Genomic DNA, 18,919 nt, shown 5'->3' with positions numbered 1-18,919 from the left:
TCGGGCGCCTCGCGCGTCAGAGACTGATTCAACAACCAAGGCAGCGTCCGCCGCGAGGCTGCCTGCCACCGAGCCACCATCGCACGCATCACGCGCGTCGTGCACGGCGGCAGCGCCTCGCAGCACCCTTCCTTCCCTCGACGCCGCGCAGCCGCGCGGCGCCTCACCCGCCGGCCGTCGTCCACGCGCCGGCATTCAAGAGAGACCCATCATGAGCCTACTCGATACCCTCGGATCCCTGGTCGGCAAGTCGCCCGAAGGCGGCGGCCAGCAAGCGCTGATCGCACCCGCACTCGAATTCGTCAACAACCAGCCAGGCGGCCTGAACGGCCTGATCCAACGCTTTCAGGAAAAGGGGCTCGGCGACGTCGTATCGTCGTGGGTCAGCAACGGCGAGAATCAACCGATTGCGCCGGACGCGCTGCATAGCGTACTCGGCTCGGAAGCCGTCTCCAGCCTCGCCGCGAAAGCCGGCGTGCAACCGGACCAGGTCACGGGCCTCCTTTCGCAGATCCTGCCGCACGTGGTCAACGCGGCAACGCCGGAAGGCGAAGTCCCGGCCGAAGGCAAGCTGAACGCGACGACCGTGCTCGGCGCGCTCGGCGGTTTGTCGGCATTGTTCGGCAAGGGCACGGCTTGAGGCGATCCTCGCCCGGATGAACCAGCAACCGGGCAGACAAAAAAAAGCGGCAACGAAGAAAATTCGTTGCCGCTTTACCATCTACGCGTCGGTTCGCACCTGACGCGTCAGCCGGTAGAGGCGCTTAATGCACCACGCGCTCGAAGACGAGGTTGCCGTCTTCCAGTTCGACCGGAATCACATCCTTCGGTCCGAACTTGCCCGCCAGAATCAGCTTGGCGACCGGGTTCTCGATTTCCTGCTGGATCGCGCGCTTCAACGGCCGGGCGCCGAAGAGCGGATCGTAGCCGACCTTGCCCACGTGCTCGAGCGCCTCGTCCGACACCACCAGCTGCATGTCGAGCTTCGCGAGCCGCTCGTGCAGACGCTGCAACTGGATGCGCGCGATGGACTGCACGTTCGAGCGGTCGAGCGCATGGAACACGACGACGTCGTCGATCCGGTTCAGGAACTCCGGGCGGAAGTGCAGCTTCACCTCGGCCCACACCGCGTCCTTCACCGCTTCCTGCGGCTCCCCGACCATCGCCTGGATGACCTGCGAACCGAGGTTCGACGTCATCACGATCACCGTGTTCTTGAAGTCCACGGTGCGCCCCTGGCCATCGGTCATGCGGCCGTCGTCGAGCACTTGCAGCAGTACGTTGAACACGTCCGGATGCGCTTTCTCGATTTCGTCGAGCAGAATCACGCTATACGGCTTGCGACGCACGGCTTCCGTCAGATAGCCGCCCTCTTCGTAGCCGACATATCCCGGCGGCGCGCCGATCAGACGCGCGACGCTGTGCTTCTCCATGAATTCGCTCATGTCGATGCGGATCAGATGATCTTCCGAATCGAACAGGAACGCAGCCAGCGCCTTGCACAGCTCCGTCTTGCCCACGCCGGTCGGCCCGAGGAACAGGAACGAACCGTACGGACGGTTCGGATCGGACAAACCCGCGCGCGAGCGGCGGATCGCGTCGGCCACCGCGTTGATCGCCTCGTCCTGGCCGATCACGCGCTCATGCAGTTTTTCTTCGATCTGCAACAGCTTCTCGCGCTCGCCCTGCATCATGCGCGAGACCGGAATGCCGGTTGCGCGCGACACCACTTCGGCGATTTCCTCCGCACCGACCTGCGTGCGCAAGAGGCGCGGACGCGTCGGATTGTTCTGCTCTTTCGCCTCGGCCTGCGTGACTTCCTTCAGTTGCGCCTCGAGCCCCGGCAGCTTGCCGTATTGCAGCTCCGCGACCTTTTCGAGCTTGCCTTCGCGCTGCAAGCGGGTGATTTCCGCGCGCGTCCGGTCGATCTCTTCCTTCAGTTGTGCGCTGCCCTGCACCGCCGCTTTTTCCGCGGTCCAGATTTCCTCGAGGTCCGAATATTCGCGATCCAGACGCTCGATTTCCTCTTCGATCAGTTGCAGACGCTTTTGCGACGCTTCGTCCTTCTCCTTCTTGACGGCCTCGCGTTCGATCTTCAGCTGGATCAGGCGACGGTCGAGCCGGTCCATCTCCTCGGGCTTCGAATCGATCTCCATCTTGATTTTGGAGGCGGCTTCGTCGATCAGATCGATCGCCTTGTCCGGCAGGAAGCGGTCCGTGATGTAGCGATGCGACAGCTCCGCCGCCGCGACGATGGCCGGGTCGGTGATGTCCACGCCATGGTGCAGCTCGTACTTCTCCTGCAAGCCGCGCAGGATCGCGATGGTGGCCTCGACCGTCGGTTCGTCGACGAGCACCTTCTGGAAGCGGCGCTCGAGCGCGGCGTCCTTTTCGATGTACTTGCGATATTCGTCGAGCGTGGTCGCGCCGACGCAATGCAGTTCGCCGCGCGAAAGCGCCGGCTTTAGCATGTTGCCCGCGTCCATGGCGCCCTCGGCTTTGCCGGCGCCGACCATCGTATGAATTTCGTCGATAAAGACGATGGTCTGCCCTTCGTCCTTCGCGATGTCGTTCAGGACGGCCTTCAGACGCTCTTCGAACTCGCCGCGGTATTTCGCGCCCGCGAGCAGCGCGGCCATGTCGAGCGACAACACGCGCTTGCCCTTGAGCGTCTCCGGCACCTCGCCGTTGACGATGCGCTGCGCGAGACCTTCGACAATCGCCGTTTTCCCGACACCCGGTTCGCCGATCAGCACCGGATTGTTCTTCGTGCGACGCTGAAGAATCTGAATGGAACGACGGATTTCGTCGTCGCGGCCGATCACCGGGTCGAGCTTGCCGGCCCGCGCGCGCTCGGTCAGGTCGATGGTGTATTTCTTGAGCGCCTCGCGCTGGCTTTCGGCGTCCTGGCTGTGCACCTGTGAGCCGCCGCGCACGGCGGCAATCGCGCTTTCGAGCGACTTGCGCGACAAGCCGTGCTGACGCGCGAGACGGCCGGCCTCGCCTTTGTCGTCCGCAATGGCGAGCAGAAACATTTCGCTCGCGATGAACGTGTCGTTGAGCTTTTGTGCTTCCTTGTCGGCCTGGTTCAGAAGACCGGTCAGCTCGCGGCCGATCTGCACATTGCCGTCGGTGCCCTGAACTTGCGGCAAGCGCGTGATGGCGTCGTCGAGCGCGGTTTGCAGCGCCTGCACGTGCACGCCGGCGCGCGAAAGCAGCGAACGCGCCGAACCGTCCTGCTGCGCGACGAGCGCCGCGAGGACGTGAACCGGCTCGATATATTGATTGTCATGGCCGACCGCGAGACTCTGCGCGTCCGCCAGCGCTTCCTGGAATTTAGTGGTGAGTTTGTCGATTCTCATTCGAGACCTCCAATTTCGATTACCACCAAAATGAGGCGATTTATTCAGGATTCAAGCGCTTTTCTGCTGTCCACGGGGAGTTTTTGAAGATCTGATGCGAACAAAATGCGCGGCGCCTTACGCGAGCCGCGCTCAGGCGATCGGCACGGGGCTGTCGCCCGGCGGCTCGACCGGCACGAGCGGAATCACCGGCCGTATGCCCAGCAACGCGGCGAGCGGCCCTTGTGGCCCGGAGACTTCCTCGATGGTGTGGCGGTCGAGCTCCGCGAGAAACGCGTGGCGCGCCGCCTCGAGCACGTTGCGCAGCCGGCAATGGGGCGTAATGACGCAGGGACGGCGTTGGCCGTCCTGATCCGGCAGACAGGCCACCAGCGCGAAGTCGTTTTCCGTTGCGCGCACGATCTCGCCGACCGTCAGCGTGCGGCTACGCTCCGCAAGCCGCAGGCCGCCGTTGCGGCCGCGCACGGTCTCCACCCAGCCGAGCTCGCTCAGCCGCTGCACCACCTTCATCAGATGATTCTTGGAAATGCCGTACGCCTCGGAAATGTCCTGAATGGTCGACAAGCCCTCGCCGCGCACAGCAAGGTACAGAAGGACGCGCAGCGAATAGTCGGTGTAGTCGGTTAGTCTCATGGGTTCCCGTATCACGATGAGCGCAAGCCGCGATCCGTGGGATAACCGCGTCGATGCAAGGGTTGCCGGTGGCCGCGGCTTCGCCATAAGATGCAGAGTTGGTACATATTTATTTATGCTGCATCGGTGAAGCCGGACCTGCGATGCTAATGGTAACGTTTCGCGCCGCGCCTATTCACCTGAAAAGTGCACTGTTTTTGAGCTCACTTCCGCCGAGCTGGACCTTTTTGTGGCAGTTCCGGCATATTTGTGGCCAAGTGTGGCGCGCCGCAGACGCATCGTCGCATATTTCTGGAATCCGCATGAAACCCTCTTTTCCCACCGCGCCGGTCGTCGAGCGCGCCGCCGAGCCTACCGAGGCGAACATCCGCGAGCTGGTCTACGCGTTTTACGACCGCGTGCGCGCCGACCCGCTGCTCGGCCCGGTCTTCGAGGCGACGCTTGCCGGCCGGTGGGACGACCATCTGCCGAAGATGTGCACGTTCTGGGCGAGCCTCGTGCTGGGCGCGAAGCAGTACCGCGGCAATGTGCAGCAGGCGCATCAGCCGCTCGAGGGCGTCGAGCCGCAGCATTTCAGCCGCTGGCTGTATCTCTTTCTGGATACGGTGGAATCCCACTACGAGCCGGCCGCCGCCGTGCGCTTCATGGAACCGGCGCTGCGTATCGCGCAGAGCTTGCAGTTAAGCCGCTTCGGCTGGGACTACAGGATCCCGCCGGAACAGCAGGCTTTGCTGGAACGCGTGGCGCCCAAACGGCCTCGCCCGGACGACGAGCCGCATCTTCCGGAGCGGCCCGCGGGGGAGCCGTTTCCGGCGCACATCATCGGCAAATCGCGCGACGAATGAGGGAAGGCGCAGCTTGAGCGGCCAGAGCAGCGCCCCGCAGGCCGCAGCGCCCAGATGCTTATTCCCGCGCGCCGTTGCCCGACTCGACGCCCCAGCGCGCGAGTGCGGCGTCGTCGGTCACGCGGGCGTCGACCCAGCGCTCGCCAGCCTCGGTTTTTTCCTTCTTCCAGAACGGCGCCTGGGTCTTCAGATAATCCATCACGAATTCGCACGACGCGAAGGCCTCGCCTCGATGGGCGGCCGTCGTCGCGACCAGCACGATCTGATCGAGCGGATACAGTTTGCCGACGCGGTGCACGATCAGCACCTCGATGCCCGGCCAGCGCTCGCGCGCACTTACGATAATCGCCTCCAGCGACTTCTCCGTCATGCCCGGATAGTGCTCGAGCTCCATGGTCTCTACCTGACTGCCGTCGTTCAGGTCGCGCACGGTGCCGACAAAGCACGCCACCGCGCCGATCTTCGGATTGCGGGCGCGCAGCGCGGCGACCTCCGCGGTGAGGTCGAAATCTTCGGTCTGGACACGAACGGGCATGGCCGGCTCCTGATGGTTCAACCGGTTGAACCGGTTCGAGCGGTTCAGCCGCCCGTGACGGGCGGGAAGAAGGCCACCTCGCAGCCTTCGGTGACACGCGTGCCGGCGTCGGTCATCACGTGATTGCAGGCCATGCGCAGCGCCCGCCCCTCGGCGAGCGTGTCCGCCCAGATGCCGCCGCGCACGCGCAGCCACGCGCGCACGTCGCCGACGGTGGCAACGCCCTCGGGCAACTCGACGGTTTCGTCTGCTCGATCGAGCGCTTCACGCACGCTCGCGAAATATCGCAATTGAATCTTCATAGATGCTGCCGGCGCAGCCGGCCTCAATTCAGCAACTCGGAAAAGGGAATGAAGCGCACGGTTTCGCCGGCACTGATCGCATGATTGGGTGGATTGTCGATCAAACCGTCGCCCCACACCGTGGACGTCAGCACGGCCGAACTCTGGTTCGGGAACAGATCGAGACCGCCAGCCGCATTGACGCGGGCCCGCAGGAACTCGTTGCGGCGATCCGCCTTGCCCTGCGTGAAGTCCGCGCGCAGCGACAGCGCGTGCGGCGCGACCGCCTGCACGCCGGCGAGCCGCAGCACGAACGGACGCACGAACAGTAGAAAGGTGACGAAGCTCGATACGGGATTGCCCGGCAGGCCGATAAAAAAGGTCTCGGCGGACGGCGCGGACGGTTCTGCTGCCGGATGGCGGTCCGCCCCCCGCCGCACGGCGCCGAATGCGAGCGGCTTGCCGGGCTTCATCGCGATCTGCCACATGGCAAGGCGGCCTTCCGCCTCGACGGCGGGTTTCACATGATCTTCCTCGCCGACCGACACGCCGCCGCAGGTCAGGATGAGATCGTGCGCCTGAGCCGCCTCGCGCAGCGTGGTCCGCGTTGCATCCAGATTGTCGGCGACGATACCGAAATCGCTCACCTCGCAGCCGAGGTTCTCCAGCAAACCGCGCAGCGTGAAGCGATTGGAGTTGTAGATCGCGCCGGGCTTGAGCGGCTCGCCAGGCATGGTCAGCTCGTCGCCGGTGAAGAACACGGCGACCTTGACGCGGCGGCGCACTTGCAGTTCCGCGCAACCCACCGATGCGGCGAGACCCAGCGCCTGCGGCGTCAGCCGCGTGCCGGCCGGCAGAATGACCGAACCGCTGCGGATGTCCGCGCCTTGTGCAGTAATCCACTCGCCGGGTCGCGGGCTGTGCAGGATGGTGACCTCGTCGCCGGCAGCTTCCGTCTGCTCCTGCATGACGATGGCGTCCGCGCCGGGCGGCACCGTGGCGCCGGTGAAGATGCGCGCCGCCGTGCCGGACATGAGCGGCTTGGGCGCGTGACCCGCGGGAATGCGCTGCGACACAGGCAGGCGGCGCTTGCCGTGAGTCGTGATGTCGGCGGCGCGGATCGCGTAGCCGTCCATGGCACTGGTGTTCATCGGCGGGACGTCGAGCGGCGACACGACGTCGGCCGACAACACGCGACCGGCTGCTTCGAGCGTCGGCACGGATTCGCTGCCGGTCACGGGGCGCGCGGCGTCAAGCAGAGTCGCCAATGCGTCGGCAGTGGCGAGCATCGGAGCGCGGGGCGTGGGTGTGGACATCTCGGGTTCGGAGCCGCTGATCGAAAAGAACATTGTAGCGGTCGAAGGCCGCGCCTTGTCGGGGCCGCGTTTATGGAGGGGTTTTCTGCTTTTTCAGGCTTTCGGGTTTTGCCGCGGTTTTTGCCGGACCCGCCGGTTCGCCCAGCAACGGCAGGACGACAGGCGCTCCCCCGGCTCGCCGGGCCGCCATTGCGCCCCCCTGCACCGCGCGATAACGGCTCGGCCCGCGCTTCACGTGGATCAGACGCCCGTGTTGGCCGCGATGAAGTCCTTCACGCGCTGAGCGTCCGCGGGCACGACTTCGAAGCGCTGCGGCAGCGACTCCAGTCCGGCGAACGCCGCCGGGCGCTCCGGTTCGCGCAGCAGCGCCTCGCGAATCGTCTCGCCGAACTTGATGGGCTGCGCCGTTTCCAGCACGATCATCGGAATGCCCAGCTGCAGATGTTCGCGCGCGACCTTCAGGCCGTCGGCGGTATGCGTGTCGATCATGGTGTCGTAGCGCTGGAACACGTCGCGGATCGCTTCGACGCGATCGTCGTGGCTGCTGCGGCCCGACACGAAGCCGAATTCCTTCACGCGAGCAAAGTCGCCGCTCGCCGCGAGATCGAACCCGCCTTTTTCCTCGACGTCGCGGAACAGTTGCAGCACGCGCGCCGGGTCGCGGCCCAGCAGATCGAACACGAAGCGCTCGAAGTTCGACGCCTTCGAAATATCCATGCTCGGGCTGCTCGTGTGATACGTCTCGGCCGCCTTGCGTACGCGGTAGATGCCGGTGCGGAAGAACTCGTCGAGCACGTCGTTTTCGTTGGTGGCGACCACGAGCTTTTCGATCGGCAGACCCATCATGCGCGCGATGTGACCCGCACACACATTGCCGAAATTGCCCGACGGCACAGTGAACGACACGTGCTCGTCGTTGCTCTTCGTGGCAGCGAAGTAGCCCTTGAAGTAATAGACGACCTGCGCGACCACACGCGCCCAGTTGATCGAATTGACCGTGCCGATCTTGTACTTCGCCTTGAACGCGTGATCGTTCGAGACGGCTTTGACGATGTCCTGGCAGTCGTCGAACACGCCTTCGACCGCGAGGTTGAAAATGTTCGGGTCCTGGAGGCTGTACATCTGCGCGGTCTGGAACGCGCTCATTTTCTTGTGCGGCGACAGCATGAACACGCGAATGCCCTGCTTGCCGCGCATCGCGTATTCGGCGGCGCTGCCGGTGTCGCCGGAGGTCGCGCCGAGAATGTTCAGCGTTTCGCCGTGTTTGGCGAGCGCGTACTCGAACAGGTTGCCGATCAGCTGCATCGCCATGTCCTTGAAGGCGAGCGTCGGACCGTTCGACAGTTCGAGCAGCGACAGCGGCGCGCCGTTCTCCACGCCGAGCGTCTTGAGCGGCGTGATCTGCGCGGCGCTTTCGTCGTCGCGCACGTTGCAGTACGTGGACGCCGTGTAGGTCTTGCGCGTGAGGGCGCGCAAATCTTCAGCCGGAACGTCGTCGCTGAATTTCGACAGGATCTCGAAGGCGAGGTCGGCGTACGGCAGCGTGCGCCAGCGCGCGAGTTCGTCGGCGCTGACACGCGGGTATTCGGCCGGCAGATACAGGCCGCCGTCTTTCGCGAGACCGCCGAGCAGAATGTCCGAGAAGGTGTGGCGCTCGCCGGCTCCGGCGCCGCGCGTGGAGAGATAGTTCATAGTTCGGCCTAGTTCAGCGCTTCCATGCGCAGCTTCGTGACTTGCGAGACGACGGTCTGCAACGCCTCGATCGACTTGATCGCGGCATTGACGTTCTTTTCGACCGTTTCGTGCGTGATCAGGATGATGTCGGTCTCGCCCTTGCCGTTGGCGTCGACCTGTTCCGACTCCTTCTGCAGGAGCGCGTCGATCGAGATGCCGGTGTCAGCGAGAATACGCGTGATGTCGGCCAGCACGCCCGTCACGTCCGCGACACGCAGACGCAGGTAGTAGCCGCTCGTCACTTCCTCGATAGGCAGGATCGGCGTGTTCGACAGACGATCCGGCTGGAACGCCAGATGCGGTACGCGATGCTCGGGGTCGGCCGTATGCAGGCGCGTCACGTCGACGAGATCGGCCACTACCGCCGACGCCGTGGGCTCGGCACCCGCGCCCTTGCCGTAATACAAGGTGGTGCCGACCGCGTCGCCGTGCACGACGACCGCGTTCATCGCGCCTTCCACATTCGCGAGCAGGCGCTTGGCCGGAATCAGCGTGGGATGCACGCGCAATTCGATGCCTTTCTCAGTGCGGCGCGCAATGCCGAGGAGCTTGATGCGGTAGCCGAGTTCCTCCGCGTATCGGATGTCGATCGCGGCGAGCTTGCTGATGCCTTCCACATACGCACGGTCGAACTGCACCGGCACGCCGAACGCGATTGCGCTCATGATCGTCGCCTTGTGCGCCGCGTCCACCCCTTCGATGTCGAAAGTCGGATCTGCCTCGGCGTAGCCCAGTTCCTGGGCGGCTTTCAGCGCGGTCGCGAAGTCGAGCCCGCGGTCGCGCATTTCGGAAAGAATGTAGTTCGTCGTGCCGTTGATGATGCCCGCGATGTACTGGATCTGGTTGGCCGTCAAGCCTTCGCGCAGCGCCTTGATGATCGGAATGCCGCCCGCCACCGCGGCCTCGAACGCGACCATCACACCTCGTGCGCGCGCCGCCTCGAAGATTTCCGTGCCGTGCACGGCAAGCAGCGCCTTGTTGGCCGTGACCACGTGCTTGCCGTTGCGGATGGCGCGCAGCACCAGGTCGCGCGCCACGCCGGTGCCGCCGATCATTTCGGCGACGATGTCGATAGACGGATCATCCACCACCGCGTTGAAATCATCGGTGAGCGCCACGCTCGCGGCTTGCGCGCCGAGCGCCGCCGTCGCCTTGGCCGGATTGCGCACGGCAATGCGCGCAATCTCGATGCCGCGGCCCGCGCGACGTTTGATTTCTTCCTGATTGCGGCGCAGTACCGTGAAGGTGCCGCTGCCTACCGTGCCGAAGCCCAGCAGTCCAACTTTGATCGGTTCCATGCAGCGTGGTGTCGAGTAGTGATTAAAGGAATTCGGGGTGCCGGTGGCCGGGTGCGCGCGGCGGACAATTCACGCCTCGCGCCCCGTATTGTGCGCTACGCCGTGTGACGTTTGCGATAACCGTCGAGGAAGCGCGCGATCCGGTTGATCGAATCGGCCAGATCGTCCACGTTCGGCAGGAACACGACGCGGAAGTGATCCGGCGTCTTCCAGTTGAAGCCGGTGCCCTGCACGAGCAGCACACGCTCTTCGAGCAGGAGGTCGAGAATGAACTGCTGATCGTTTTCGATGGGATAAATCTTCGGGTCGAGGCGCGGGAACATGTAGAGCGCCGCCTCCGGCTTCACGCAGCTCACGCCGGGGATGGCGGTCAGCATGTCGTACGCGAGCTCGCGCTGCTTGTAAAGGCGCCCGCTCGGCACGATCAGGTCGTTGATGCTCTGATAGCCGCCGAGCGCGGTCTGGATCGCGTACTGGCCGGGCACGTTCGGACACAGGCGCATGGACGCGAGAATGCCGAGGCCTTCGAAATAATCTTTCGCGCTGCGGCGGTTTTCGCCCGTCAGGCCCGAGATGAACATCCAGCCGGCGCGGTAGCCGCACGAGCGGTAGCTCTTCGACAAGCTGTTGAACGTGACGGTCAGCACGTCTTCGGACAGCGCGGCCATCGACGTGTGCTTCTTGCCGTCGTAGACGATCTTGTCGTACACCTCGTCGGCGAAAATCACGAGGCCGTGCTGGCGCGCGATTTCGATGAGGCCGAGCAGCAGTTCGTCGGAATACAGCGCGCCCGTCGGATTGTTCGGATTGATGACCACGAGCGCGCGCGTGTTCGGCGTGATTTTGGCGCGGATGTCGTCGAGGTCGGGCATCCAGCGGTTGGACTCGTCGCAGATGTAGTGCACGGGCGTGCCACCCGCGAGGCTCACGCCGGCCGTCCACAGCGGATAGTCCGGCGCGGGCAGCAGCACTTCGTCGCCGTCGTTCAGAAGCCCCTGGAGCGCCATGACGATCAGCTCCGACGCGCCGTTGCCGATGTAGATGTCGTCCAGCTCGACGCCATGTACGCCCTTTTGCTGCGTGTAATGCATGATCGCCTTGCGCGCGGCGAACACGCCCTTCGAGTCCGAGTAGCCCGAGGAACCCGGCAGGTTCAGGATCATGTCCTGGATGATTTCGTCCGGCGCTTCAAAGCCGAACGGCGCCAGGTTGCCGATATTCAGCTTGATGATGCGGTGGCCTTCTTCTTCGAGCCGTTTCGCATGTTCGAGGACGGGCCCGCGAATGTCGTAGCAGACATTCAATAACTTGTTGGACTTGAGAATCGGTTTCACGGCGGGCACTTCATCCTGGTTAATGGACATTGAGGGCTTTGAACAGTCGGGCGCGCCGGGCAGGCTCGCCGATTGCAACATTCGTGGTGCGGCGGGGCCGCAGGGCCGCCCTCAGGGGGCAGCCCTGTATGGATCGCCCAGTATGGACCGCCCAGTAGGGGCGCCACGGCGGACTAAACGGGTGAACCGGTCGGGCAGAACCAGGTAGGTAGCCGACGGACCGCACCCCGGACCGTCGGTGCCGCTTGTGGCGGCGCATGAGCGGGGACGCCGCCGGGCGGCTAAAAAGTTATAATTTAGCGGATTTTGGCCGACTTCCGCAATGCACCAGGCGCAACGGGAGCCTTTTGAGCCCTTCCCTGTCCCAATCGTGTGGAACCGCCCTGCTCGCGCCTGCCGCGTCAGGCCTTCAACACCTATGATGTCTCGCGACGACTTCGGAAAACGAATTTGAAATTACATCAGGATTCCAGCGGCGCTCTGAATACCGTCACCGGTTACGGCGCCGGCTATGTCGAAATCAATCTGGTGCGCCACGCGGGCAGCCTTCTCGTGCTGCCGGACGCGCCTGTCATCTCCTGGCCCGTCACGTCTTTCGAGCAATTGACCCCTGAGCTTTTTTCGATGCTGGTCGGTCCCGCGCCCGAGGTGGTGGTGTTCGGCAGCGGCGAGCGGCTGCGTTTTCCGCACCCGCGCCTGACCGCCGCGCTGACGGCGAAGCGCATCGGCGTCGAAACCATGGACTTCAAGGCCGCCTGCCGCACCTACAACATTCTGATGGCCGAGGGCCGCAAGGTCGCGGCCGCCCTGCTGATCGAAGCGTAGCGCGGCGGCTTGGCGCGCGAGCCGCGCATGCCGCGGGTTCGCGGGCGCGGCGGCCACCGGCGCGCTCGCCGCGTCACGCACGATCACGTACACTGCGCGCCATCCGCGCGAGGCCGGTCGCCTCCGCCATCTCGAATAACAATGCAGCGCCGCGCAAGCGGCGTCGCCAGAAAGGTTTAAATCCATGAACGATACGCCTTCGAGGCTACCGCTCAACCGCACCGCGATTCTGCTGCTGGTGCTGGCCCTTGCCGTCATCTGGTTCGTGCCGCTCGGCTGGCGCCATCTGCTGCCGAGCGACGAAGGCCGCTATGCCGAAATGGCCCGCGAAATGTTCGTCACCGGCGACTGGATCACGCCGCGCTACAACGGCTACAAGTACTTCGAGAAGCCCCCGCTGCAAACCTGGGCGAACGCGCTCACGTTCGCGTGGTTCGGCATCGGCGAATGGCAGGCGCGGCTCTACACCGCGCTGACCGGCTTTGCCGGCGTGCTGCTGATCGGCTACACCGGCGCGCGCGTGTTCAACGCGGCGACCGGCGTATTCGCGGCGCTCGTGCTGGCCACCTCGCCCTACTGGAACCTGATGGGCCACTTCAACACGCTCGACATGGGCCTGTCGTTCTGGATGGAGCTCACGCTGTGCGCGCTGCTGCTGGCGCAGCGCCCCGATCTGAAAACCTCGTGCGTGCGCGGCTGGATGTGGCTGTGCTGGGCGTCGATGGCGCTCGCGGTCCTGTCCAAGGGGCTTGTCGGCGTCATCCTGCCGGGGGCCGTGCTGGTGCTCTACACGCTGATCGCGCGCGACTGGGCCGTGTGGAAGCGCCTGCACCTGATCGGCGGGCTGATCCTGTTCTTCGCCATCGTCACGCCCTGGTTCGTGCTGGTGCAGCAGCGCAACCCGGAATTCCTCAATTTCTTCTTCATCGTCCAGCAGTTCAAGCGCTACCTGACGCCCGAGCAGAACCGCCCCGGGCCGTTCTATTACTTCGTGCCGGTGCTGATCGTCGGCTTCCTGCCGTGGCTTTCGGTGACTGTGCAAAGTGTGCGCCACGCGTGGCGCCTGCCGCGCCAGCCGAACGGCTTTGCGCCCATCACGCTGATGCTGGTCTGGATCGGCTTCATCTTCCTCTTCTTCAGCGCGTCGCACTCGAAGCTGCTGTCGTACACGCTGCCGATCGCGCCGGCCATCGCGCTCCTGATCGGCCGCTATCTGCCGCTCCTCACGCGCGAGCAGCTGCGCCGCCATCTGACCGGCTATGCACTGTTTCTCGTCGTCGCTGCGTTTGCCGCGCTGTTTTTGCCGCGCTTCGGCTCCGCCCGCAATCCGACCGAGCTCTATGTCGAATACCGCGTGTGGGTGCTGGCGGCGTTGGCCGTCGCCTTCGTGCTGACGCTCGCCGCGCTGTGGATCAATCGACGCGGCCGCGCCGGCAGTCTCGGGGCCGTCGCCAGCTTCGGCGCCGCATGGCTGCTGCTCGGCACCATCGCGGGCACCGGCCACGACGTGTTCGGCCGCCTGAGCTCCGGCGCGCCGCTCGCGGCCGCCATCAAGGCACAGCTGGCGAAATTGCCGGCCGACACGCCGTTCTACTCGGTCGGCGTGCTCGATCACACGCTGCCGTTCTACATCGATCACACGATGACGATGGTCGAGCATCCCGACGAACTCGCGTTCGGCGTATCCGTGGAACCGCAGAAATGGCTGCCTTCGGTTCAGGCATGGGTCGAGCGCTGGAAGGCCGACCGCTATGCGCTGGCGCTGCTGCCGCCGCCCACTTACGAGCGGCTCCTGAAGGAAGGTCTGCCGATGCAGATGGTCGCCCGCGACTCGCGCCGCGTTGTCGTGATGAAGCCGCTCGCGGCGGGACAAACGCCCACGCCGTCCGGTCCCGGCGCCCCGACCGCAGCGGCGCAACAGCCGCGGATGGCGACGTCGGCCGCGCCAGTCGCGCCGGTGGAAAAACCGCAATCGTGACCCCATATCAGGATCTGAACACCCGATGAACCCGATTTCCCTTTTTTGCATTCTCGCCGGCGTCTCGTTGAACGCCGGCGCGCAGCTGCTGCTCAAAGCCGGAACGAATGCCGTTGGACACTTCGAATTCACCCGTGCGAACATCCTGCCGATCGCGTTTCGTCTTGCGACGCAACCGCCGATCATCGGCGGATTGGCCTGTTATGTGATCAGCGTCGCGGTGTGGATCGTCGGATTGTCGCGCGTGGACGTGTCGATTGCGTATCCGATGCTGTCGCTCGGCTATATCGTCAACGCTTTCGCCGCGTGGTATCTGTTCGGCGAAGTGCTGTCGCTGCACAAGCTCGTCGGCATCGGCGTGATTCTGGTGGGCGTGGTGATACTCGCGCGCAGCTAGGCATTTTGCGGCCGCTGCGCCGCGGCAAGACAACGTAAGCCGGCGCGAACCGCCGGCCAAGCAAAACGTAAGGTTGATCGCGGTATGCTCCGCGGTTGCACCCTTTTTTAGCCGTGGTACGGAATGGCGCGCAAGCTGTGCCGACTGTGCCTCCGAACCCAGCTCTTTCGATCGAGCGAAGCATTCATGACCCAGTCAACCGTTCCGCCTCTGCCGTTCCTGCCGTTCGTAAAACCGGAAATCGATGAAGAAACGATTCAGGGCGTAGCCGACGTGCTGCGCTCCGGCTGGATCACCACCGGCCCGCAAAACCAGAAGTTCGAGGCGGCGCTCTCCGAATTCTGCGGCGGCCGTCCGGTGCGCACGTTCAATTCCGGCACGGCGACGCTCGAAATCGGTCTGCGCATTGCGGGCGTCGGTCCCGGCGACGAGGTCATTACCACGCCCGCCTCATGGGTCGCGACGAGCAACGTGATCTACGAAGTGGGCGCGACGCCGGTGTTCGCGGACATCGACCCCGTCACGCGCAACATCGACCTCGACAAGCTCGAGCAGGCGATCACGCCGCGCACCAAGGCGCTGATCCCGGTTTATCTGTCCGGCCTGCCGGTGGACATGGACCGCCTCTACGCGATCGCCCGGGCGCACAAGCTGCGCGTGGTGGAAGACGCCGCCCAGGCTTTCGGCTCGACGTGGAACGGCAAGCGCATCGGCGCGATCGGCGACATGGTCTCGTTCAGCTTCCACGCGAACAAGAACCTCACGTCGATCGAAGGCGGCGCACTCGTGCTCAACAACGAGGACGAGGCCGTGCTCGCGCAGAAATACCGGCTGCAAGGCATCACGCGCACGGGTTTCGACGGCATGGACTGCGACGTGCTCGGCGGCAAGTACAACCTGACGGACGTCGCCGCACGCGTCGGCCTTGGCCAGCTGCCGCATCTGGAACGCTTTCTCGCGCAACGCCGCAAGCTCGTGCGCGCGTACTTCGCGGGCCTCGAGGGCGGCGCGGCGGTGAAGCTGGGCGTCGGCCTGCCGTTTGCCGACTTCGAAAACAGCAACTGGCACATGTTCCAGATCACGCTGCCGCTCGAGAAGCTTTCCATCGACCGCGCGGGTTTTATGGGGCAGCTGAAGGAACGCGGCATCGGCTCCGGCGTGCACTACCCGGCCATCCATCTGTTCTCGCTGTATCGCGCGCGCGGCTTCATGGAAGGCATGTTCCCGCATGCGGAGCGTTTCGGCGCGACCAACGTCACGCTGCCGCTCTTCACGCTGATGAACGAAGGCGACGTTGCGCGCGTATGCCGTGCGGTCAATGAAATTTGCGAACAATACGGAAAATAAGCGGAAATGATTTATACGGAACAACGCGCCGTCACGCCGGAAGTGTCGATCATCATTCCGGTGTACAACGAGGAAGCCGGGCTGGCAGCGCTTTTCGCGCGTCTTTACCCGGCGCTCGACGCGCTCGGCACGTCTTATGAAGTGATCTTCATCAACGACGGCAGCCGCGACAAGTCCGCCGCGCTGCTCGCCAAGCAGTTCCGCGCGCGCCCCGACACGACGCGCGTGATTCTGCTGAACGGCAACTATGGGCAGCACATGGCGATTCTCGCGGGCTTCGAGCAGTCGCGCGGCGAAATCGTCATTACGCTCGACGCCGACCTGCAGAATCCGCCGGAAGAGATCGGCAAGCTGGTCAACAAGATGCGCGAAGGCTTCGACTACGTCGGCACGATCCGCCTGCAACGCCAGGACAGCCTGTGGCGCCGCAAGGCGTCGCGCGCGATGAACCGGCTGCGCGAGCGCATCACCCGCATCAAGATGACCGACCAGGGCTGCATGCTGCGCGCGTACAGCCGGCACATCATCGACACGATCAACCGCTGCGGCGAGATCAACACTTTCATTCCAGCGCTCGCCTACACGTTCGCGCAGAATCCGGTCGAGATCGAGGTCGCTCATGAAGAGCGCTTTGCCGGCGAATCGAAGTACTCGCTCTATTCGCTGATCCGCCTGAATTTCGACCTCGTGACGGGCTTTTCGGTCGTGCCGCTGCAGTGGCTGTCGTTCATCGGCGTGATCCTGTCGCTCGGTTCGGCGGCGCTCTTCGTGCTGCTGCTGATTCGGCGCTTCATCATCGGGGCGGAAGTTCAGGGTGTGTTCACCCTCTTCGCCATTACGTTCTTCCTGCTCGGCGTGATCATTTTCGCGCTCGGGCTGCTCGGCGAATATATCGGCCGGATCTATCAGCAGGTGCGCGCGCGTCCGCGCTATCTGGTGCAGACCATCCTCGAAGAGCGCAACGGCACTGCGGTGGCCGACGTGCCGCGCCAGAGCGTCGTGCAGCCGGTGCAGCCCGCGCCGGTTGCCGATCAGCGCGACGAAGGACCCAGCCGATGAAACCGCGTGCCGTCGTATTCGCCTATCACAATGTCGGCGTGCGCTGCCTGCAGGTGCTGCTCGCGCGCGGCGTGGACGTGGCGCTCGTCGTCACGCACGAAGACAGTCCAACCGAGAACATCTGGTTCGGCAGCGTCGCGAGCGTCGCGGCCGAGCACGGCATTCCCGTCGTGACGCCCGCCGACCCGACGAGCCCGGACTTGCGCGCGGCCGTCAGCGCGGCGCGCCCGGACTTCATCTTCTCGTTCTACTACCGTCACATGTTGCCGGTCGATCTGCTTGCGCTCGCCGCGCGCGGCGCCTACAACATGCACGGCTCGCTGCTGCCGAAGTACCGCGGCCGCGTGCCGACCAACTGGGCGGTGCTGCACGGCGAAACCGAAACCGGCGCCACCTTGCATGAAATGGCCGCGAAGCCCGACGCGGGCGCGATCATCGCGCAAACGCCGGTGCCGATTCTGCCCGACGACACCGCCGCGCAAGTATTCGACAAGGTCACGGTGGCCGCCGAGCAGACGCTCTGGCGCGTGCTCCCCGCGCTGCTGGCGGGCGAGGCGCCGCATCTGCCGAACGATCTGTCGCACGGCAGCTATTACGGCGGCCGCAAGCCCGAAGACGGCCGCATCGACTGGACGCAGCCGGCGCAACAGGTCTATAACCTCATTCGCGCAGTCGCGCCGCCCTATCCCGGCGCGTTTACCGACATCGGCGGGCGGCGTTTCGTGGTGGCGCGCGCGCGCCTCGCGACACCGGGCGCGCTTCGCTCGGATTTGCCGCCGGGCCTGCACGTAAGCGATAATGCCGTTTTTGCGATATGCGGCGACGGCCGCGCAATCGCGATCCACGAATTGCGGCATCAGCACGACGGCAGCGAAACCGTCGTCACGCCGGCCGAATTCGCCCAGTTCCTCCAAACTCCCCGACATTTATGAAGAAAGTCCTGATCCTGGGTGTGAACGGCTTCATCGGCCATCACCTGTCCAAACGCATTCTCGAAACGACCGACTGGGAAGTCTTCGGGATGGACATGCAGACGGAACGTCTGGGCGATCTCGTCAACCACGAGCGGATGCACTTCTTCGAAGGCGACATCACGATCAACAAGGAGTGGGTCGAATATCACATCCGGAAGTGCGATGTGATCCTGCCGCTGGTCGCGATCGCCACGCCGGCTACCTACGTCAAGCAGCCGCTGCGCGTGTTCGAGCTCGACTTCGAGGCGAACCTGCCGATCGTGCGTTCGGCCGTGAAGTACGGCAAGCACCTCGTGTTTCCGTCGACTTCCGAGGTCTACGGCATGTGCACGGACGAACAGTTCGATCCGGAAGAATCGCAGCTGTCGTACGGCCCGATCAACAAGCCGCGCTGGATCTACGCGTGCTCGAAGCAACTGATGGACCGCGTGATCTGGGGCTACGGCATGGAAGGCCTGAACTTCACGCTGTTCCGGCCGTTTAACTGGATCGGCCCGGGCCTCGACTCCATCTATACGCCGAAGGAAGGCAGCTCGCGCGTGGTCACGCAATTCCTCGGCCATATCGTGCGCGGCGAGAACATCAGCCTCGTCGACGGCGGCGCGCAAAAGCGCGCATTCACGGACATCGACGACGGCATCGGCGCGCTGATGAAGATCATCGAGAACAAGAACGGCGTCGCAACGGGCAAGATCTACAACATCGGCAATCCGACGAACAACTTCTCGGTGCGCGAACTGGCGCACAAGATGCTCGCGCTCGCCGCGGAATTCCCCGAATACGCCGACAGCGCGAAGAAAGTGCAGCTCGTCGAGACGTCCTCCGGCGCGTACTACGGCACGGGCTATCAGGACGTGCAGAACCGCGTGCCGAAGATCGACAACACGATGCAGGAACTCGGCTGGGCGCCGAAGTCGACCTTCGACGAAGCGCTGCGCAAGATCTTCGAAGCGTATCGCGGCCACGTCGCGGAAGCGCGCGCGCTCGTCGAACAGCAATAA

At 64.4% G+C, this 18,919-nt stretch carries 17 protein-coding genes; 9 read left to right on the top strand and 8 right to left on the bottom strand.

Going from position 1 to position 18,919, the window contains the following annotated elements:
• Nucleotides 1–211 precede the first annotated feature (211 nt).
• The gene (locus HV711_RS08890; protein WP_035482467.1) at nt 212–640 is read left to right on the top strand and encodes a YidB family protein; all 429 of its coding nucleotides are present in this window, start codon (nt 212–214) and stop codon (nt 638–640) included.
• A 124-nt stretch (nt 641–764) separates the two neighbouring features.
• Here the strand turns inward: HV711_RS08890 and clpB are convergent, their stop codons facing one another.
• Together clpB and HV711_RS08880 are read right to left on the bottom strand one after the other, a co-directional pair.
• Nucleotides 765–3,362, bottom strand: coding sequence for an ATP-dependent chaperone ClpB (gene clpB / locus HV711_RS08885; RefSeq protein WP_013588479.1), 2,598 nt, complete (start codon nt 3,360–3,362; stop codon nt 765–767).
• A 132-nt stretch (nt 3,363–3,494) separates the two neighbouring features.
• Nucleotides 3,495–3,995, bottom strand: coding sequence for an Rrf2 family transcriptional regulator (locus HV711_RS08880; protein WP_028363227.1), 501 nt, complete (start codon nt 3,993–3,995; stop codon nt 3,495–3,497).
• 302 nt (nt 3,996–4,297) lie between these two features.
• On the opposite strand from HV711_RS08880, the gene HV711_RS08875 reads away from it, so the two are divergent.
• The gene (locus HV711_RS08875) at nt 4,298–4,840 is read left to right on the top strand and encodes a group III truncated hemoglobin (protein WP_035482465.1); all 543 of its coding nucleotides are present in this window, start codon (nt 4,298–4,300) and stop codon (nt 4,838–4,840) included.
• A gap of 58 nt (nt 4,841–4,898) precedes the next feature.
• Here the strand turns inward: HV711_RS08875 and moaE are convergent, their stop codons facing one another.
• From moaE to HV711_RS08845, 6 genes are all read right to left on the bottom strand, one after another.
• Nucleotides 4,899–5,375 carry a molybdopterin synthase catalytic subunit MoaE gene (moaE, locus tag HV711_RS08870; protein WP_028363229.1) on the bottom strand — a complete coding sequence of 159 codons (477 nt, stop codon included), beginning with the start codon at nt 5,373–5,375 and terminating at the stop codon, nt 4,899–4,901.
• 44 nt (nt 5,376–5,419) lie between these two features.
• A complete protein-coding gene (moaD, locus tag HV711_RS08865; RefSeq protein WP_013588483.1) occupies nt 5,420–5,677 on the bottom strand; it encodes a molybdopterin converting factor subunit 1 in 258 nt (85 codons plus the stop codon).
• Between the two features lie 23 nt (nt 5,678–5,700).
• Complete coding sequence (locus HV711_RS08860; RefSeq protein WP_028363230.1) at nt 5,701–6,945, bottom strand: molybdopterin molybdotransferase MoeA; 1,245 nt, start codon at nt 6,943–6,945, stop codon at nt 5,701–5,703.
• Nucleotides 6,946–7,212: 267 nt separating this feature from the next.
• Nucleotides 7,213–8,664: a threonine synthase gene (gene thrC, locus HV711_RS08855; RefSeq protein WP_035482463.1), complete on the bottom strand. Its 1,452-nt coding sequence runs from the start codon at nt 8,662–8,664 to the stop codon at nt 7,213–7,215.
• Nucleotides 8,665–8,672: 8 nt separating this feature from the next.
• Nucleotides 8,673–10,004 carry a homoserine dehydrogenase gene (locus HV711_RS08850; protein ID WP_013588487.1) on the bottom strand — a complete coding sequence of 444 codons (1,332 nt, stop codon included), beginning with the start codon at nt 10,002–10,004 and terminating at the stop codon, nt 8,673–8,675.
• 95 nt (nt 10,005–10,099) lie between these two features.
• A complete protein-coding gene (locus tag HV711_RS08845) occupies nt 10,100–11,368 on the bottom strand; it encodes a pyridoxal phosphate-dependent aminotransferase (protein ID WP_013588488.1) in 1,269 nt (422 codons plus the stop codon).
• Between the two features lie 420 nt (nt 11,369–11,788).
• Here HV711_RS08845 and HV711_RS08840 point away from each other — a divergent pair, with 420 nt between their 5' ends.
• The 7 genes from HV711_RS08840 (at nt 11,789) to HV711_RS08810 (ending at nt 18,919) form a co-directional block, all read left to right on the top strand.
• Entirely contained in the window at nt 11,789–12,163 is a 375-nt protein-coding gene (locus HV711_RS08840) for an Mth938-like domain-containing protein (protein WP_013588489.1), read from the top strand.
• A 184-nt stretch (nt 12,164–12,347) separates the two neighbouring features.
• Nucleotides 12,348–14,141, top strand: a complete 1,794-nt coding sequence (locus HV711_RS08835; RefSeq protein ID WP_035482461.1) for an ArnT family glycosyltransferase — start codon at nt 12,348–12,350, stop codon at nt 14,139–14,141.
• 25 nt (nt 14,142–14,166) lie between these two features.
• On the top strand, nt 14,167–14,538 hold the full coding sequence (locus HV711_RS08830) for an SMR family transporter (protein WP_013588491.1): 372 nt from the start codon (nt 14,167–14,169) through the stop codon (nt 14,536–14,538).
• Between the two features lie 186 nt (nt 14,539–14,724).
• Nucleotides 14,725–15,885, top strand: coding sequence for a DegT/DnrJ/EryC1/StrS family aminotransferase (locus tag HV711_RS08825; protein WP_035482459.1), 1,161 nt, complete (start codon nt 14,725–14,727; stop codon nt 15,883–15,885).
• A 6-nt stretch (nt 15,886–15,891) separates the two neighbouring features.
• Nucleotides 15,892–16,944 (top strand): glycosyltransferase, encoded by a 1,053-nt coding sequence (locus HV711_RS08820; protein WP_035482456.1) that lies wholly within the window; start codon nt 15,892–15,894, stop codon nt 16,942–16,944.
• A complete protein-coding gene (locus HV711_RS08815; protein ID WP_035482453.1) occupies nt 16,941–17,876 on the top strand; it encodes a formyltransferase in 936 nt (311 codons plus the stop codon). The genes HV711_RS08820 and HV711_RS08815 overlap by 4 nt, the downstream gene beginning before the upstream one ends.
• Complete coding sequence (locus tag HV711_RS08810) at nt 17,873–18,919, top strand: bifunctional UDP-4-keto-pentose/UDP-xylose synthase (RefSeq protein ID WP_013588495.1); 1,047 nt, start codon at nt 17,873–17,875, stop codon at nt 18,917–18,919. Before HV711_RS08815 ends, HV711_RS08810 begins: the two co-directional genes overlap by 4 nt.

The sequence above is a fragment of the Paraburkholderia phenoliruptrix genome (genome assembly GCF_902859825.1).
GTDB lineage: Bacteria > Pseudomonadota > Gammaproteobacteria > Burkholderiales > Burkholderiaceae > Paraburkholderia > Paraburkholderia phenoliruptrix.
Note: the sequence above shows the minus strand (reverse complement) of the source record. Positions and strands in the feature narration are given on the sequence as shown.

What these genes read in the sequence shown, in the direction of transcription:
- HV711_RS08890 (WP_035482467.1), top strand. Translation starts at nt 212, where the DNA reads ATGAGCCTACTCGATACCCTCGGATCCCTGGTCGGCAAGTCGCCCGAA.
- clpB (WP_013588479.1), bottom strand. Translation starts at nt 3,362, where the DNA reads ATGAGAATCGACAAACTCACCACTAAATTCCAGGAAGCGCTGGCGGAC.
- HV711_RS08880 (WP_028363227.1), bottom strand. Translation starts at nt 3,995, where the DNA reads ATGAGACTAACCGACTACACCGACTATTCGCTGCGCGTCCTTCTGTAC.
- HV711_RS08875 (WP_035482465.1), top strand. Translation starts at nt 4,298, where the DNA reads ATGAAACCCTCTTTTCCCACCGCGCCGGTCGTCGAGCGCGCCGCCGAG.
- moaE (WP_028363229.1), bottom strand. Translation starts at nt 5,375, where the DNA reads ATGCCCGTTCGTGTCCAGACCGAAGATTTCGACCTCACCGCGGAGGTC.
- moaD (WP_013588483.1), bottom strand. Translation starts at nt 5,677, where the DNA reads ATGAAGATTCAATTGCGATATTTCGCGAGCGTGCGTGAAGCGCTCGAT.
- HV711_RS08860 (WP_028363230.1), bottom strand. Translation starts at nt 6,945, where the DNA reads ATGCTCGCCACTGCCGACGCATTGGCGACTCTGCTTGACGCCGCGCGC.
- thrC (WP_035482463.1), bottom strand. Translation starts at nt 8,664, where the DNA reads ATGAACTATCTCTCCACGCGCGGCGCCGGAGCCGGCGAGCGCCACACC.
- HV711_RS08850 (WP_013588487.1), bottom strand. Translation starts at nt 10,004, where the DNA reads ATGGAACCGATCAAAGTTGGACTGCTGGGCTTCGGCACGGTAGGCAGC.
- HV711_RS08845 (WP_013588488.1), bottom strand. Translation starts at nt 11,368, where the DNA reads ATGTCCATTAACCAGGATGAAGTGCCCGCCGTGAAACCGATTCTCAAG.
- HV711_RS08835 (WP_035482461.1), top strand. Translation starts at nt 12,348, where the DNA reads ATGAACGATACGCCTTCGAGGCTACCGCTCAACCGCACCGCGATTCTG.
- HV711_RS08830 (WP_013588491.1), top strand. Translation starts at nt 14,167, where the DNA reads ATGAACCCGATTTCCCTTTTTTGCATTCTCGCCGGCGTCTCGTTGAAC.
- HV711_RS08825 (WP_035482459.1), top strand. Translation starts at nt 14,725, where the DNA reads ATGACCCAGTCAACCGTTCCGCCTCTGCCGTTCCTGCCGTTCGTAAAA.
- HV711_RS08820 (WP_035482456.1), top strand. Translation starts at nt 15,892, where the DNA reads ATGATTTATACGGAACAACGCGCCGTCACGCCGGAAGTGTCGATCATC.
- HV711_RS08815 (WP_035482453.1), top strand. Translation starts at nt 16,941, where the DNA reads ATGAAACCGCGTGCCGTCGTATTCGCCTATCACAATGTCGGCGTGCGC.
- HV711_RS08810 (WP_013588495.1), top strand. Translation starts at nt 17,873, where the DNA reads ATGAAGAAAGTCCTGATCCTGGGTGTGAACGGCTTCATCGGCCATCAC.